This is a genomic window from Curtobacterium sp. NPDC092190 (genome assembly GCF_044755625.1).
In the GTDB taxonomy this organism is placed as follows: Bacteria; Actinomycetota; Actinomycetes; order Actinomycetales; family Microbacteriaceae; genus Curtobacterium.
Window position 1 is genome coordinate 520,316 of the sequence record NZ_JBIVRJ010000001.1, and the last position, 15,861, is coordinate 536,176.

The window sequence follows — 15,861 nt, forward strand, 5'->3', positions numbered from 1 at the left end:
CTCTTTCCGTTCGGTGCTGGACGGGCATGCGTAGCCTAGCGGTCGCCGTCGGCGGCATCGTGCGAGGCATCCGGGGTGCCTTCGGCGCCGCCGTGCGCGATCCCCTGCGCGTCCGTCCCGGCCTCGGCAGCGGCGACCCTGCGCGCCTGGGCCGCTGCCTGACGGGCGACCTTCCGGAGCTTCTTGTCGCTGGCGGACCGCTCGCCGACGGCGCCGGGGGTCCAGGCCTCGACGTCCTCGTCCGAGAACTCGGCCTTGCCTGCACGACGCTTCAGGTTCGGCAGCACGACGCCGTCGGCGAGGCGTCGGGCGGTCACGAGGAACCCGGTGTGGCCGACCATCCGGTGGTCCGGACGGACGGCGAGACCCTCCACGTGCCAGGTGCGCACGAGGGTCTCGCTCGACTGCGGGTCCGTGAAGCGCCCCGTGTCCCGCAGCGCCTCGGCCGTGCGGGACAGCTGCGTGACCGTCGCCACGTAGCAGACGACGAGCCCGCCGGGGACGAGCGCGTCCGCCGCGGCGTCGACGCACTCCCACGGCGCGAGCATGTCGAGGACCACGCGGTCGATGCTCTGCGGTCCGGTGGCGCCGGGGAGCTCCTCGACGAGGTCGCCGACGGTCACCGACCAGTTGTCCGGCACGGCGCCGAGGAACGTGCCGACGTTGCCGCGCGCGATGGCGGCGAACTCCTCGCGGCGCTCGAACGACTGCAGCCGGCCGGTCGGGCCGATCGCCCGGAGCAGGAAGAGCGAGAGCGCTCCCGAGCCGACGCCGGCCTCGACGACCCGTGCGCCCGGGAAGACGTCCGCGAAGGCGACGATCTGGGCGGCGTCCTTCGGGTAGACGATGGCCGCGCCGCGGGGCATCGACATCACGTAGTCGTTGAGGAGCGGCCGGAGCGCGAGGTACTCGTCGCCGGTGCTCGCCCGGATCACGGAGCCGTCGGGCTGCCCGATCACGTCGTCGTGCCGGAGCACGCCGCGGTGGGTGTGGTACTCGCCGGCGGTCTCGAGCGAGAGCGTCGTGAGCTTGCCCTTCGGGCCGGTGAGCTGCACGCGGTCACCGGCGCGGAACGGACCGCGCGGCGGGGTGTGCGGGGCGCCACCGGCGGTGTGCGGCAGGGCGACGACGTCGTCCTGCGAGGGCTGCTGGGTCTGCTCGGTCATCGGCTCGCCGTCTCGGTACGGGCCGCGAGGGCCGGGCTGGTCAGTTCGACGAGGCGGTCGACGTCCACGTCCGCCAGCGTCGTCAGGTGCACGTCGCCACCGGCGATCTCGGACAGCGGCACGATGTGCTCGACCGCGACGGTGACGGCACCGGAGGCCACGGCCGAGGCGACCCCGGTGGCCGAGTCCTCGATCGCGATGCACGCGGTGGGGTCGACCCCGAGCTGCGCCGCCGCGGCCAGGTAGGCGTCCGGGTGGGGCTTCGGACGGTCGACGTCGTCGCCGGCGACGACCACGCGGAAGCCACGGGCCCCGAGGGCGTCGGCGGTGACGAGCGCCATCGTGCGGCGGGACATCGTCACCAGCGCGGTCGGGATGCCGCGGTCGTGCAGCTCCTCGACGAGTTCGCGGGCGCCGGGACGCCAGGGGAGCTCACCGCCCTGCAGGCGCTGCGTCACGTAGTCGGTCATCCACAGGACGATCTCCTCGACGTCCATGTCGACGCCCCGGTCGCGGAGGATCTCACCCGACCGCTCGAGCCCGCTCCCGACCAGGGAGAGGCCGTCCTCGTGGGTCCACTCGGCGCCGTACCGGTCGGTCAGCTCGACCTGGGACTGCTGCCAGATCGGTTCGGTGTCGATGATCGTGCCGTCCATGTCCCACAGCACGGCTGCGGGGAGGACGCGTTCGGGGTGCTGGGCGGTCACGGGCGACGAGTCTACCGGGGCACCGACCGGCGCCGCGGTTCCGCTCGGGGCGGACGGAGGGGTGCCTGCGGGCGGCTCCGGCATATCCTGGGTGATCGACCGTGTCCGGCCGCGCGCGATCACCGTGCGCGCCCCGCTCCACCACCAGGAGGCCCCTCCGTGCCACAGCACTCCCCCTTCAGCGACGGCCGACTGCTCGTCGTCGCCTTCGAGGGCTGGAACGACGCCGGCGAGGCTGCGAGCGGCCTCGCCCGCCGGATCGTCGACGCGCTGGAACTCGACGAGCTGCGTGAGATCGACGGCGAGCGGTACGTCGACTACCAGTTCAACCGGCCGGAGGTCGGCACCGCGGAGGACGGTTCCCGAGCCATCCGCTGGCCCCGCATCGTCCTGCACGGGCCCGGCGCCGAGGGGCGTCCGGTCATCGGCGCGGCCGGTTCCGAGACCGAACGCGACGTGTTCGTCCTGGTCGGGCCGGAGCCGTCTCGGACCTGGCGGGGGTTCTGTGCGGAGGTCATCGACCTCGCCGACGTGTACTCGATCGACGCGGTGGTGTTCGTCGGCGCGATGCTGGCGGACGTCCCGCACACCCGACCGATCTCGGTGTTCGTGTCGAGCGAGAACGCCGGTGTCCGTGCGGCGTTCGACGTCGACCGGTCGACGTACGAGGGACCGACCGGCATCCTCGGCGTGCTCTCCGACGCGATGGACACCGCGGGGCTCACCACGCTCTCCCTGTGGGCCTCGGTTCCCCACTACGTGCACAACTCGCCGTCGCCGAAGGCCACCCTGTCCCTCCTCGACAAGATCGAGGAGCTCGCCGACGTCACGGTCCCGCGGGGCAGCCTGCTCGACGAGGCCACCGAGTGGGAGGAGGGCATCGACGCCCTCGCCGCCGACGACGAGGACATGGCGAGCTACATCGGCCAGCTCGAGCAGGCCCGCGACACGGTCGACTCCCCCGAGGCGTCGGGGGACGCGATCGCGCAGGAGTTCGAGCAGTACCTCCGCCGACGCGAGCGCAAGGACGGCAAGGACGGCGGCACCGCCGGCGGCGAGGGTCCGTGGCGGCCCCCGCAGCCGCCGCAGCAGTAGTCGCGACCACGGGACGGACGGGAGGCGCGGTGCCGGCTGGCACCGCGCCTCCCGTCCGTCCCGTGGTCGGCACGCGCTCCGGTCGCACGACGTGCCGCTCACCTCTGGGGTGAGCGGCACGTCGTGCGACCGCGACGGCCACCGGCGGCACGTCGCGCGACCGGGAGAGCGCCTGCCCGAGCCCCCGGTCTCAGGCCAGGCGGATGCCGAGCAGGGCGTCGACGAGGTCGACGAGCTCCGGTGTCGCGCGGGTCCCCGCGGCGATCGCGGTGTCGACCGCGGCGACCGCACTTGGCGTGTCGAGGTCGTCGGCGACACGCGCGCGGATGCGGGCGATCGCGTCGGCGGCGTCGTCCTCGTGACCGGGAGCGTCGCCGGACGCCCAGGCGTCCCACGTCGCGAGCCGGGTGGTCGCGCTCGTCAGTTCGCCGTCGAACCACTCCCAGTCGTCCGAGTACCGGTGCGACAGCAGTGCGAGCCGGACGGCCCGCGGGTCGGCGCCGTCGTCGAGCAGGCCGCGCACGGTGACGAGGTTGCCGAGCGACTTCGAGATCTTCGACCCCTGGTAGGCGATCATGCCGGTGTGGACGAAGGCGTTGGCGAGCGGCTGGTGCGCGAGCGCGGCGGCGTGCCCGGCGCTCATCTCGTGGTGCGGGAAGACGAGGTCGCTGCCGCCGCCCTGCACGCTGATCGGCAGGCCGAGCTTGTCGCCCGCGATCACGCTGCACTCGATGTGCCAGCCGGGTCGTCCCGGGCCGAGCTCGGTGTCCCAGCTCGGCTCCCCGGCGCGCTCGGCACGCCAGAGCAGCGGGTCGAGCGGGTCGCGCTTGCCGGCGCGGTCCGGGTCCCCGCCCCGCTCGGCCGACAGCACGAGCATCGTCTCGCGGTCCAGGCGGCTCTCGTCGCCGAGCGCCCACGCCTCGGTGGGGCGGTTCACGTCGAAGTAGACGTCGTCGCCCTCGGAGTCGTCGGTCGGCACGTCGTAGGCGTACCCGGTCTCCTGCAGGTACCCGACGGCCTCGGCGATGCGCTCGACCTCGTCGGTCACCGCGACGAAGTGGTCCGGCGGCAGGACGCGGAGTGCCTCCATGTCGCGGCGGAACAGGTCGATCTGCGACGCGGCGAGCTCGCGCCAGTCGACGCCGTCCCGCTCGGCGCGCTCGAGCAGCGGGTCGTCGACGTCGGTGGTGTTCTGCGCGTACTCGACCTCGAGCCCCGCGTCCCGCCAGGCGCGACCGAGCGTGTCGAACGCCAGGTAGGTCGCCGCGTGGCCGAGGTGGGTGGCGTCGTACGGCGTGATGCCGCACACGTAGAGCGTCGCGCCCTCCGCGCCGTGGGTCGGGTCCACGGGCCGCCCGGCCGCGGTGTCGTGCACCACGGGTCGGGGCGCGTCACCGGGGACGGACGGGACGGACGGGACCTGCCAGGCCCTCACGGCTGGATCACTCCGAGCGACAGCAACACGATGAGCACGATACCGAGTGCGATCCGGTAGACCACGAAGGGCATGAAGCTGCGCTTCGAGATGTAGTTCATGAACGCGGCGATGACGACGAACCCGACGACGAACGCGACGACGGTCGCCACCAGCGTGTCGACGAGACCGAAGGGCGCGCCGTGGTCGCCGAGGCTCGTCGCGGCCTCGTAGAAGCCGGACAGGAAGACCGCGGGGACGGCGAGCAGGAACGCGAAGCGCGCCGCGGCCGGTCGGGTGTAGCCGAGGGCGAGTCCCATCGACACCGTGGCGCCGGAGCGCGAGACGCCCGGGACGAGCGCCAGCATCTGGGCGACGCCGATGAGCAGGCCGTTCCGGAACGTCATCTGCTCGATCGGACGGACCTTGCGCCCGACGACGTCGAGCACGCCGAGCACGACGCCGAAGACGATGAGCACGATCGCCACGATCCAGAGCGACCGGAACGTGGTCTCGATGGAGTCCTTGAGCAGGAGTCCGGCGACCCCGATCGGGATCGTGCCGAGGATGACCAGCCAGCCGAGGCGGACGTCCGGGTCGCCCTGCGGCACGTCGCGCCGGAACACCGAGCGGAACCACCGCCCGACGATCCGGGTGATGTCCTTCCAGAAGTAGATCAGTACGGCCGTCTCGGTGCCGAGCTGCGTCACCGCGGTGAACGCGGCACCCGGGTCCTTCGCATCGGGCAGGAAGAGCCCGACGATGCGCAGGTGCGCGCTGGAGGACACGGGCAGGAACTCGGTGAGTCCCTGCACGAAGCCGAGGAAGATCGCCTCGAGGATGTGCATCGAGCGGGGCCTTTCGTGCCGGTCGTCGCGGGTCGCCGCCGAGGGGCGACCCGGCAATGTATCAGTACGTGGCGAGCAGGTCGCCGAGGACGCGCCGCCCGAAGGCGAGGGCGTCGAGGGGCACGCGCTCGTCGACGCCGTGGAACATCGCCGGGAAGTCGACGTCCTCCGGCAGCTGCAGCGGGACGAACCCGTACCCGGCGATCCCGAGCCGCGACATCGCCTTGTTGTCGGTGCCGCCGGACAGCAGGTAGGGCAGCACGGGCGCCCCGGGGTCGTGGCGCTCGAGCGTCCCGCGCACGGCGTCGACGAGGGGTCCGCCGAAGTCCTGCTCGAGGCCGACGTCCCGGTGCGTCATCACGACCTCGACGTCGTCGCCCGCGAGTTCCCGGACCCGCTCGAGCACGGTCTCCTCGTCGCCCGGCAGGCAGCGGAGGTCGACGAGGGCCTCGGCAGCGTCCGGGATCACGTTGTGCTTGTACCCGGCGCGGAGGACCGTCGGGTTGGTCGTCGTGTGCAGCGCCGCGTGGATGAAGCGCGAGGCGGACCCGGTCGCGAGGGCGACCTCGTCCGGCCCGGTCGTCACGGGGTCGACGCCGAGGAGCCGCGCGATCTCGCGGACCATCGCCTCGGTGGTGCCGGAGAGCCGGACCGGCCACTCCTCCGCTCCGATGCGCGCCACCGCGGCGGCCACCTTGGTCACCGCGTTGTCCCGCATCACGTGCGAGCCGTGCGCCGCGGTGCCCCGCGCGACGAGCTTGATCCACATCAGGGCCTTCTCGCCGGTCTGCAGCAGGTAGGCCCGCCGCCCGCCGAGGGTCACCGAGTACCCGCCGACCTCGCTGATCGCCTCGGTCGCGCCGGCGAAGACCTCCGGGTGCGTGTCGACGACGTGGTGGGCGCCGAGCACCCCGCCCGCCTCCTCGTCCGCGAAGAACCCGATGACGAGGTCACGCTCGGGTGCGCCCTGACCTTCGACCACGTCGCGCAACGCCGTCAGCATCATCGCGTCCATGTTCTTCATGTCGACCGCGCCGCGGCCCCAGAGCATGCCGTCGCGCACCTCGCCGCCGAACGGGTCCACCGTCCAGTTCGCGGGGTCGGCCGGCACCACGTCGAGGTGCCCGTGCACGACGAGACCCGGCTTGTCGGCGTTCCGCCCCGCCACACGGGCGACGACGCTCACCCGGCCCGGCTCCGACTCGAAGAGCTGCGGCGCGAAGCCCAGGTCGCGCAGCTCCGCCTCCACGTACTGCGCCGCCTCGGTCTCGCCGACCGACCTGCCCTCGCCCCAGTTCGTGGTGTCGATGCGGATGAGGTCCCGCGCGATGGCGGCGGTGGCCTCGAGGTCCGGCTCGGTCGGCTGGGCGTCGCTCATGCCACCAACGCTACCGGCAGCCCGCGACGCACCCGCGTACGCCCCCTGCTCGCCCGTCGTTCCGGGGGACTCGCCCGGGATGCGCGCCCGTGTTCATCGTGCGTTCAGAGCCGTGCTAGTGTCTTCTCTCGGCAGGAACGCCGGGAAAACAGCCCGGAGCGACAGCCGAACAAGTGCAGAACACCCTGTCCGGGTGGCGGAATTGGTAGACGCGCTAGCTTGAGGTGCTAGTGCCCGTATTAGGGCGTGGGGGTTCAAGTCCCCCCTCGGACACAAGAAGAGAAGAGCCCCCTGGCCTGTCGGCCAGGGGGCTCTTCTCGTCCGTGCTCGCCCGGCGAGCATCGCGGGCCCGATGACCCGATGCACGCGCATCGTGCGACATCACCGCTGTCGAACGACGAGCGCGGTGTCGCAGGAGGCGCGCGGCGCGAGGGCCTCCGCCCCGCGTCTCAGTGACGCCGCAGGCGACGCACGACCAGCACCAGGCCGCCGAGGGCGGCGAGCCAGCCCCAGTTCGCCACGACCGGGTCGAGCAGCTGGTGGCGCCCGTCCCGTCGCGAGGAGCCCAGACGCGTCGAGACGGGCCGGTTGCCGAGCTCGGCGCGCCACCCGGTCTCGTGCACGACCCGGTCCGGTCGGCCGCGGAGCGCGTCCGTCACCCGGTGGGTGGCCACGTCGATCCGGTCGCCCAGCACGAGGAGCAGCCAGTGCGCCAGCCGTCCCTCGCTGTACCGGGCGTAGGCGAACCGCTTCACGACCCCGGCGAGCCCGGACAGCGGTTGCGCCGTCCCGAACACGGGCGTGACGTGGGCGTGCTCGATCGACCGCTCGCGGCCCTCCCCGCCGGGCTGTGGCTCGGGGACGTCCCAGTGGGCACCCGAGGCGAGTCCGACCTCGCGGGAGAGCTTCGGCACCGACGGACGGTCGGCCGGGTCGAGGTCGCTCCCCCACCCGGGGATGCGCTCACGGAGCTCCGCCGACGAGGGCACACGTCGGGGCGGGTCGGCGATGTAGGGCGTGTGGTCGGTCACGGGTGTCTCCTTCACGGCACGATCACCGTCTTGATGCAGTCGTCGAGCTTCGACGAGAACAGGTGGTAGGCCTCGTCGATGTGCTCGAGCGGGACCCGGTGCGTGATGATGTCGCTCGGACGGAAGTGTCCGGCCTGGATGTGCTCGAGCAGCCGGGGCCACTGGCGCTTGACCGGCGCCTGGTTCGTGTGGATCGTCAGGCCCTTGTTCATGGCGTCGCCGAACTTCACCGCGCTCGGGATCGGTCCGTACGCGCCGACGGCGGAGATCGTCCCGCCCTTGCGCACACCGTCGATCGCCCAGTTGAGCGCCGTCGGTGACCCGCCCTGCAGCTTGAGCTTCGACGCCGTGACCTGCTGGGTGAAGTTGCCGTCCGCCTCGGCACCGACGGCGTCGATCACGCTGTCCGCGCCGAGGAAGTCGGTCTACTGCTTCATCTCGAGCACGACGTCGTCGACCTCGGCGAAGTTGATGGTCTCGGCGTGGGCGAAGGTGCGCGCCTTCTCGAGCCGGTACTCCAGCTGGTCGATGACGATCACGCGGCCGGCACCCATGAACCACGCCGACCGGGCAGCGAACAGCCCGACCGGGCCGGCGCCCAGCACCACCACGGTGTCGCCCTCGCGGATCGAGGCGAGCTGTGCGCCGAAGTAGCCCGTGCTCAGGGCATCGGTCATCAGGAGGGCGTCCTCGGCGTCCAGCCACTCCGGGATGACGGACGGGCCGACGTCGGCGAACGGTACGCGGACGCGCTCCGCCTGCCCGCCGTCGTAGCCGCCCGTGGTGTGCGAGTACCCGTAGATGCCGCCGACGGCCGTCGCGTTCGGGTTCACGTTGTGGCAGTTCGAGAACAGCCCCCTCGCGCAGAACCAGCAGGAGCCGCAGTAGACGTTGAAGGGCACCATCACGCGGTCGCCGACGGCGAGTGACGCCACCGACGAACCGACCTCCTCGACCACGCCGATGAACTCGTGGCCGAAGGTGTGCCCGACGCGGGTGTCGGGCATCATGCCGTGGTACAGGTGCAGGTCGGAACCGCAGATCGCGGCCCGTTCGACCCGGACGACGGCGTCGTTCGGGTGCTCGATCCGGGGATCGGGCTTCTCCTCGACACGGACCCGGTACGGTCCGCGGTAGGTCATGGCACGCATGGGCGCTCCTCTCGTTCGTGGAGCCCACGCTCGCCTCGGTGCCGTGCGAGGCGATCCAGGACCGCGCGATCTGAGCAGAACGACCGGGACCGTCGACGACGGACCGGCGAACGGACGGGAGGCGCGGTGCCCACCGGCACCGCGCCTCCCGTCCGTCCGTCACGAGGTGACGTCGACCTGTGTCAGCTCTTCGAGGCCTCGACGAAGTTGCGTCGCGGGTCGGTCTCCTTGATGAGGCTGGTCGCGTCGCGACCGGACACCGCGCCGGTGATCCAACCGATGACGATGCGGACCTTCCGGTTCAGCGTCGGCATCGCGTACACGTGGTACGAGCGGTGCGCGAGCCAGGCGAGCAGGTTCGTCATCTTGACGCCCTTGATGTTGCCGGCGCCCTTGCCGACGCCGTACGAGGCGACGGTGCCGATCGACGGGTGGCGGTACTCCTCGAGCGGCTTGCCCGTGATCGTGGCGACCACGTTGTCCGCGGCGACGACGGCCTGACGGACGGCGTTCTGCGCGTTCGGCGGGTAGAAGGCCGGCTGCTTCTCGGCGGTCAGGTCGGGGACCTGCGCGACGTCGCCGAGGCCCCAGACACCCGGGACGACCTCGTGCGTGTCCTCGGCCTCGACCTGGAGCTTCGCGTTCGCAGCGAGGTGGCCCTTCGGACCACGCGGCAGGTCCGTGGCGTCGAGGAGCGGGTTCGGCTTGACGCCGGCGGTCCAGACGAGCAGCCCGGTGGCGAACTCGTCGCCGTCGGAGAGCTTGATGACCCCGCCCTCGGCGCTCGGCATGGTGGTCTTCAGCCGGACGTCGATGCCGCGGGCACGGAGCGACTCGAGGGTCCACTTCGACAGCTCCGGGCCCACCTCGGGCGCGACGCGGTCGAGCGCGTCGATGAGCACCCAACGGGGCTGCTCACCGGCGAGCGACGGGTAGGTCTTGATGGCGGCCTGCGAGACGTCGAAGAGCTCACCGATCGCCTCGACGCCGGTGTAGCCACCGCCGACGAAGATGCTCGTCAGCAGACGGCGACGCTCGTCCTCGTCACGGGTGGCAGCGGCCTTCGCGATGTTGTCGAGGAGCTTCGCGCGGACGTAGGCGGCCTCCTCCACGGTCTTGAAGCCGACGCCGTACTCCTCGAGCCCGGGGGTCGGGAACGTACGGGTCACCGAGCCGAGCGCGACGACGAGCTGGTCGTAGCCGAGCGTGCGGTCGTCGCCGCCGGCCGTGGCGATGGACACGGTCTTGTCCTTCGACGAGATGCCGGTGACCTTGCCCTGGATGACGCGGGTCTTCTTCAACGCGCGACGGAGCTCGAAGGTGACGTCCTTCGGGGCGATGTGCCCGCCCGCGACCTCCGGCAGGAACGGCAGGTACGTGTAGTACGTGTTCTGGTCCACCAGCGTGATCCGCATCGGCACGGTCGCGGCGTGCTTCTGGAGCTGCTTGACCGTGGTGTAGCCGGCGGAGCCGCCGCCGAGGACGAGGACGTGAGGGATGGAGTCTGCCATGCACCCGGTCTACCGGAAGAACCCCTGTGACGTCACCAAGCCGCGCCGCCCGGTCCGTGCACCGCAGCCGGATCGGTCGCCGGGCGCTCACCGTCCGGGCGGACGGTCCTGCAGGCGCCACCAAGCGGTCTCGGCCAGCTCGGGGCCGGTGTGGACGCCGTGCTGGGTGCGACGGGACTCGGTGAGCGAGAACCGGCGCAGGCGGTACCCGCCGCCGAAGCGGTCGATGATCGCCTCGGGCGAGGACTCCGGCGTGCGCTTCACCAGCCACGTGCGGTCGTCGACGGGCTCGATCACCGTCGGTTGCCGATCCGCGAGCGCAGCACGTCGATCCGCTTCTGGATCTGTTCGATGCTCGCCTGCGCCACGGCCGGCCCACCGCTGATCCGACGGAGCTCGGCGTGGATGGCCCCGTGCGGTTCGTTCGCGTGCCGGGACCAGATCGAGACGAGCCGTGCGAGCTCGGTCCGCTGCTCCTTGATGGTCTGGTACATCGGGCGCGACTCGTCGGGCTTGGGCTTGGGGAGGCCGTCCTTCGCCGCGCGTCCCTTCGACCGCTTCGCCTGGGATGCCTGACGGGCCCGCAGGAGATCACGCACCTGGTCGGGTTCGAGGAGCCCCGGGATGCCGATGAAGTCGAGTTCCTCGAGCGAGCCGACCTCTCCCCCGGTGCCGAACTCGCCGCCGTCGTAGAGCACCCGGTCGAACGACGCCTGCGAGTCGAGCGCCTCGAACGGCTGCACCTCGAGCAGGCTCTCCGACGCCCGGTCCTCCTTGTTGGCCTCGGCGACCATGGCGTCCTCGGGGTTGTACATCCCGTCGTCGCTGTCCTTCGGCCGGTCGAGGGCGTGGTCGCGCTCGAGCTCGAGCGACGCCGCGAGGGCCATCAGCCCGGGCACGCTCGGCAGGAACACGCTCGCGGTCTCGCCGCGGCGGCGGGCCCGGACGAAGCGCCCGATCACCTGCGCGAAGAACAGCGGCGTGCTCGCGCTCGTGGCGTACACGCCGACGCAGAGCCGGGGTACGTCGACGCCCTCGGACACCATGCGGACGGCGACCATCCAGCGCGAGGTGTCCTCGGCGTACGCCTGGATCCGGCTCGACCCGGCGGCCTCGTCGGAGAGCACCACGGTCGGCCGCTCGCCGGTGATCTGCTGCAGGATGCGGGCGTAGGCGCGCGCGGTCGTGGTGTCGGTCGCGATCACCAGGCCGCCGGCGTCCGGCACGCCGCGACGGACCTCGGTCAGCCGCTTGTCGGCGGCCGACAGCACGGCGGGCATCCACTCGCCCTCCGGCGAGAGCGCGGTCCGCCACGCCTGTGCGGTGATGTCCTTCGTGACCTGCTCGCCGAGGGACGCCGACATCTCGTCGCCCATGCGCGTCTTCCAGCGCATCTGCCCGGCGTAGGCCATGAACAGCACCGGGCGGACGACGCCGTCCTTGAGCGCGCGGCCGTACCCGTAGTTGTAGTCGGAGATCGAGGTCCGGATGCCCTGCTCGTCGGGGGCGTACTGCACGAACGGGATCGGGGCCGTGTCCGACCGGAACGGGGTGCCGGAGAGGGACAGCCGACGGGTCGCCTTCGTGAAGGCCTCGCGGATGCCGTCGCCCCAGGTGAGTGCGTCGCCGCCGTGGTGGACCTCGTCGAGGATCACCAGCGTGCGACCGCCCTCGGTGATCTTCTGGTGGACCTCGGGGTTCATGCCGACCTGCGCGTAGGTGATCGCCACGCCCTGGTAGTGCCGCCCGAACATCCCGTCGCCGTTCTTGAACATCGGGTCGATCCGGATGCCCACGCGGTCGGCAGAGTCCGCCCACTGCCGCTTGAGGTGCTCCGTCGGGGCCACGACGACGATGCGGTCGACGGTGCCGCGGGCGAGGAGCTCCGTGGCGAGGCGGAGCGCGAACGTGGTCTTGCCGGCGCCGGGGGTCGCGGCGGCGAGGAAGTCGCGCGGCTCGGTCTCGAAGTACTTCGTGAGCGCCTCGACCTGCCACGCACGGAGCTTCGACGCGGTTCCCCACGCAGCCCGCTCCGGGAAGGCCGGTGACAGGTGCTCGGCGGCCGCGTTGCCGGCGTTCTCCGCCTGGACCACGGCCTCGTCGTGGGGTCGGGCAGCGCCCGGCGCGGCCGGTTCACCACCGACCGCGGACTGCTCCCGCGTCGCCCGGTCGTCGCCGTCCGGGGCGTCGCCCCACAGCGTCGCGGGCTGCTGCTGGTCGTCGTACTCCGCTGCGCTCACTTCACGCGATCCTACCGTCAGGCCGGGTCCTGCCGGGCGTGCGGCGGACGCTGCTCGGGCGTGCCGCGCACGAGCGAGGCGGGCCGGAGCACGCCGGCACCGAAGCGTGCGGCGACCGCGTCGACCGTCGTCTCGGTCTCCCGCCACGGCGCGTCGTCGTCCCACAGCGCGTTGCTCGCCGCTGCCGGGACGAGGTTCTCGCCGCGCACGCCGATCAGGCGGATCCGGTTGCCGGGCCGGTGCAGGACGTCGTAGAGCTCGACCGCCTCGTGGTGGAGCCGCTTCGCCACGTCGGTCGGTTCGGCGAGCGTCCGGGACCGGGTGAGGGTGCTGAAGTCGGTGTACCGCACCTTGAGCGCGACCGTGCGGGCCTGCACGTCGGCGCGGCGCAGGCGCACGGCGACCTTGTCGGCCAGGCGCAGGAGCTCGCGGGCGACGTCGTCACGCTCGGTCAGGTCACGTCCGAAGGTGACCTCGTGCCCGATCGACTTCTCGCTGACGCCGGTGTCGACCACGCGCGGGTCGCGGCCCCAGGACAGGTCGTGCAGGCGCTGTCCGCCGGCGGGTCCGAGTGCGGCGACGAGCGACGGCAGCGGCGTGTGGGCGAGGTCCCCGACCGTGCGGATGCCACGGCGCTCGAGCTTCTCCTGCGTCGTGCCGCCGACGCCCCAGAGCGCCGCGACCGGTTGGGGGTGCAGGAAGGCCACGGTGTGCGCGGCCGGCACGACGAGGAGCCCGTCCGGCTTGGACCGGCTCGACGCGAGCTTGGCGACGAACTTGGTGGAGGCCGCGCCCACCGAGCAGTGGAGACCCGTCTCGGCGAGGACCGCGGCGCGGATGGCGGTGCCGATCTGCCACGGGGTGCCGTAGAGCCGGAGCGCACCGGCGACGTCGAGGAACGCCTCGTCGATCCCGAGCTTCTCGACCTTCGGGGTGAACTGCCCGAAGACGCGCATCACCGCGGCCGACTTCGCCGCGTACTTCTCGAAGTGCGGCTCGACGATGACGGCGTTCGGGCACCGGCGCTTCGCCACGGCCATCGGCATCGCCGAGTTCACGCCGTAGCGACGGGCCTCGTACGTGGCGGCGGTGACGACGGAGCGGTCCGAGTCGTGTCCGACGATGACGGGGAGCCCGCGCAGGTCGGGACGATCCAGCAGTTCGACGGAGGCGAAGAAGGCGTCCATGTCGACGTGCAGGACCGTCGCCGTCACGTCGTCGACCGGACGCTCGGAGACGAGCCGGTTGCGTCCGTCCTGCTTGCTCACCCGGCGATGATGCCACGCACCACCGACACCCGGCCGGGCTCCGGCTCAGGCGAGCGGCCCGAGCTCCGCTGCGGCGATCGTCCGCGCCGCCGAGTCCCGCGTCGACGGGTGGTACTGCCCCGCACGGACGTCCCGCGCGAGCCGGGCGAGTTCCGACGACGCCCGGAACGCCGAGCCGCCGGCGAGCCGCAGCGCCTCGTCCACGACGTGCTGCGCCGCGTCCACCGTCCGCGCCTTGGTTCCGACGAGCAGCGGGAACCAGCGGGGGCCGAGGTCGTCCAGCTCGTCGACCGACCGGGCCAGGGCGGACACCTGCAGGGCGACCGCGTCGACCGCGCCGCGCAGGTCGGCGACCGCACGGCGGACGTCGGGGTCCTGCGACCGCGGGACACCGTCGCGCCCGCGTCGACCGGACACCGCTGCGACGGCCAGTCCGAGCGCCCGTTCGGCGATCCCGACGTACACCGACGCCACGAGCAACTCGAACGCCGCGAACACCCCGAGGACGAGCGGGTCCTGCGTCGGGCCGACGGGGAGCACCCGGACGATCCGCGACGCCGGCACGTGCACGCCGTGCAGCAGCGTCGTCCGGCTCTGGGTCGCGCGCATCCCGAGCGTGTCCCAGTCGTCGAGGTGCTCGACGTCGCCGTCGGACCGCAGCACGAAGCCGTGCACGAGCCGTGGCTCCGGACCACTGGTGTCCTTGCCGAACACGCTGAGGACGTCCCACGCCGGGGCGAGCGAGGTGGACACCTTCGTGCCGGTGAAGCGGTAGCCGCCGTCGCCGTCCGGCTCCGCCGTCGTCGACGAGTCGAACAGTACGGCGTCGTTGCCCGGTTCGCTCACCCCGAAGGCGAGCAGGTGGTCGACCGCCGCGTGGTCGGTGACGGCCTGGAGGAACGACCCGCCCCGCGCCGTGACCGCGCGCGCCGCCTGCACCCACACCTGGTGCATCCCGAGCCCGAGCGCGGTCGCCGGCGCGGCCTGCGCGAGCCGCCGCTGCAGGGTGCTCGTCGCGGCGAGGCCGAGCCCAGCGCCGCCCTGCCCGACCGGGACGCCGATGCGCAGCCAGCCGGCCGCGCGCAGCTCCTCGAGGTCCTCGGCGCAGAACGCGTTCTCGGCGTCGTACCGCGGCGCGCGGGCGGCGATCCGCTCCAGCAGGTCCTGCGACAGCGTCCACCCGGGTTCGTCGGTCAACGTCATGCCACGAGACTACGGTCGGAGGCGTGTCAGCTCGTCATGCGTGGTCCAGGTACGTCGCGATCGGTGACTCGTTCACCGAGGGGATCGGTGACCCGGACCCCACCGTCCCCGGCGGCAACCGTGGGTGGGCCGACCGCGTGGCCGAGGTCCTCGCCGGCCGGGCGGACGGGTTCGCGTACGCCAACCTGGCGATCCGCGGGCGCCTGCTCGGGCAGATCGTCGACGAGCAGGTCGAGCCGGCCCTCGCGCTCCGCCCCGACCTCGTGACGGTGTCCGCCGGCGGCAACGACATCATCCGCCCCGGCTCGGACCCCGACGAGCTCGCCGAACGGTTCGACGGCATGGTCGGGCGGCTGCGGAGCGACGGCGCCACCGTCGTGCTCTTCACCGGCCCCGACGTCGGCATGACGCCGGTGCTCGGCATGGTCCGCGGCAAGACGGCGATCTACAACGAGAACCTGCACGCGATCGCGCTCAAGCACGGTGCCCTCGTCGCCGACATGTGGGCGCTCCGGGTCCTCCGCGACCCCCGGATGTGGGCGCCGGACCGCCTGCACCACTCCCCGACCGGCCACGCGACCGTCGCCGCGGCCGTGCTGGACGCCCTCGGGGTCGAGCACGGGCTCGACCCGGTGACGCCGGAGCCGCTCGAGGCCAGGCCGTGGCGCGAGGCCCGCGTCGAGGACCTCGGGTGGGCGCGCGAGTACCTCGTCCCCTGGGTCGTGCGGCGCATCCGGCACACGTCGTCCGGCGACGGCATCAGCGCGAAGCGGCCCGACCTGCAGCCCGTTGACGTGACGTCCGACACGCCCTGACCCGGAGTGCACCCTCGGTCGGAGGCCGCACCCC

13 protein-coding genes, 1 tRNA gene and 1 pseudogene are annotated in these 15,861 nt (G+C 72.4%); 3 read left to right on the top strand and 12 right to left on the bottom strand.

Translation table 11 applies throughout. From position 1 onward, the window contains the following. Positions 1-35 precede the first annotated feature (35 nt). A complete protein-coding gene (locus tag ACIQFY_RS02455; RefSeq protein ID WP_066654362.1) occupies positions 36-1,166 on the bottom strand; it encodes a tRNA (adenine-N1)-methyltransferase in 1,131 nt (376 codons plus the stop codon). Then, positions 1,163-1,873 (bottom strand): HAD family phosphatase, encoded by a 711-nt coding sequence (locus ACIQFY_RS02460; RefSeq protein WP_271827136.1) that lies wholly within the window; start codon positions 1,871-1,873, stop codon positions 1,163-1,165. The genes ACIQFY_RS02455 and ACIQFY_RS02460 overlap by 4 nt, the downstream gene beginning before the upstream one ends. Before the next feature lie 159 nt (positions 1,874-2,032). On the opposite strand from ACIQFY_RS02460, the gene ACIQFY_RS02465 reads away from it, so the two are divergent. After that, positions 2,033-2,968: a proteasome assembly chaperone family protein gene (locus ACIQFY_RS02465; protein ID WP_066654364.1), complete on the top strand. Its 936-nt coding sequence runs from the start codon at positions 2,033-2,035 to the stop codon at positions 2,966-2,968. Positions 2,969-3,158: 190 nt separating this feature from the next. Here the strand turns inward: ACIQFY_RS02465 and mshC are convergent, their stop codons facing one another. The 3 genes from mshC to ACIQFY_RS02480 all read right to left on the bottom strand — a co-directional run bounded on the left by mshC (position 3,159) and on the right by ACIQFY_RS02480 (position 6,608). Beyond that, positions 3,159-4,403, bottom strand: a complete 1,245-nt coding sequence (gene mshC, locus ACIQFY_RS02470; protein ID WP_400338133.1) for a cysteine--1-D-myo-inosityl 2-amino-2-deoxy-alpha-D-glucopyranoside ligase — start codon at positions 4,401-4,403, stop codon at positions 3,159-3,161. After that, a complete protein-coding gene (locus ACIQFY_RS02475) occupies positions 4,400-5,230 on the bottom strand; it encodes an undecaprenyl-diphosphate phosphatase (protein WP_066654368.1) in 831 nt (276 codons plus the stop codon). Before ACIQFY_RS02475 ends, mshC begins: the two co-directional genes overlap by 4 nt. A gap of 61 nt (positions 5,231-5,291) precedes the next feature. Then, positions 5,292-6,608: a M20/M25/M40 family metallo-hydrolase gene (locus tag ACIQFY_RS02480; RefSeq protein ID WP_251160207.1), complete on the bottom strand. Its 1,317-nt coding sequence runs from the start codon at positions 6,606-6,608 to the stop codon at positions 5,292-5,294. A gap of 187 nt (positions 6,609-6,795) precedes the next feature. Here ACIQFY_RS02480 and ACIQFY_RS02485 point away from each other — a divergent pair. Beyond that, positions 6,796-6,881, top strand: a tRNA-Leu gene (locus tag ACIQFY_RS02485). A gap of 176 nt (positions 6,882-7,057) precedes the next feature. Here the strand turns inward: ACIQFY_RS02485 and ACIQFY_RS02490 are convergent. The 7 genes and pseudogenes from ACIQFY_RS02490 to ACIQFY_RS02520 all read right to left on the bottom strand — a co-directional run bounded on the left by ACIQFY_RS02490 (position 7,058) and on the right by ACIQFY_RS02520 (position 15,012). Continuing rightward, entirely contained in the window at positions 7,058-7,639 is a 582-nt protein-coding gene (locus tag ACIQFY_RS02490; protein ID WP_326496294.1) for a hypothetical protein, read from the bottom strand. An 11-nt stretch (positions 7,640-7,650) separates the two neighbouring features. Next, positions 7,651-8,790, bottom strand: a pseudogene (locus tag ACIQFY_RS02495) (zinc-dependent alcohol dehydrogenase). A 182-nt stretch (positions 8,791-8,972) separates the two neighbouring features. After that, entirely contained in the window at positions 8,973-10,301 is a 1,329-nt protein-coding gene (locus tag ACIQFY_RS02500; protein WP_400338135.1) for an NAD(P)/FAD-dependent oxidoreductase, read from the bottom strand. An 87-nt stretch (positions 10,302-10,388) separates the two neighbouring features. Beyond that, positions 10,389-10,598, bottom strand: a complete 210-nt coding sequence (locus tag ACIQFY_RS02505; RefSeq protein ID WP_066654373.1) for a hypothetical protein — start codon at positions 10,596-10,598, stop codon at positions 10,389-10,391. Continuing rightward, a complete protein-coding gene (locus tag ACIQFY_RS02510) occupies positions 10,595-12,394 on the bottom strand; it encodes a DEAD/DEAH box helicase (RefSeq protein WP_066658243.1) in 1,800 nt (599 codons plus the stop codon). The genes ACIQFY_RS02505 and ACIQFY_RS02510 overlap by 4 nt, the downstream gene beginning before the upstream one ends. Positions 12,395-12,558: 164 nt before the next feature. Continuing rightward, the gene (gene dinB, locus ACIQFY_RS02515; protein ID WP_066654375.1) at positions 12,559-13,809 is read right to left on the bottom strand and encodes a DNA polymerase IV; all 1,251 of its coding nucleotides are present in this window, start codon (positions 13,807-13,809) and stop codon (positions 12,559-12,561) included. A gap of 45 nt (positions 13,810-13,854) precedes the next feature. Then, entirely contained in the window at positions 13,855-15,012 is a 1,158-nt protein-coding gene (locus tag ACIQFY_RS02520) for an acyl-CoA dehydrogenase family protein (RefSeq protein WP_400338137.1), read from the bottom strand. 23 nt (positions 15,013-15,035) lie between these two features. Here ACIQFY_RS02520 and ACIQFY_RS02525 point away from each other — a divergent pair, with 23 nt between their 5' ends. Beyond that, a complete protein-coding gene (locus ACIQFY_RS02525) occupies positions 15,036-15,827 on the top strand; it encodes an SGNH/GDSL hydrolase family protein (RefSeq protein WP_066654378.1) in 792 nt (263 codons plus the stop codon). The last annotated feature ends 34 nt before the right edge of the window (positions 15,828-15,861 follow it).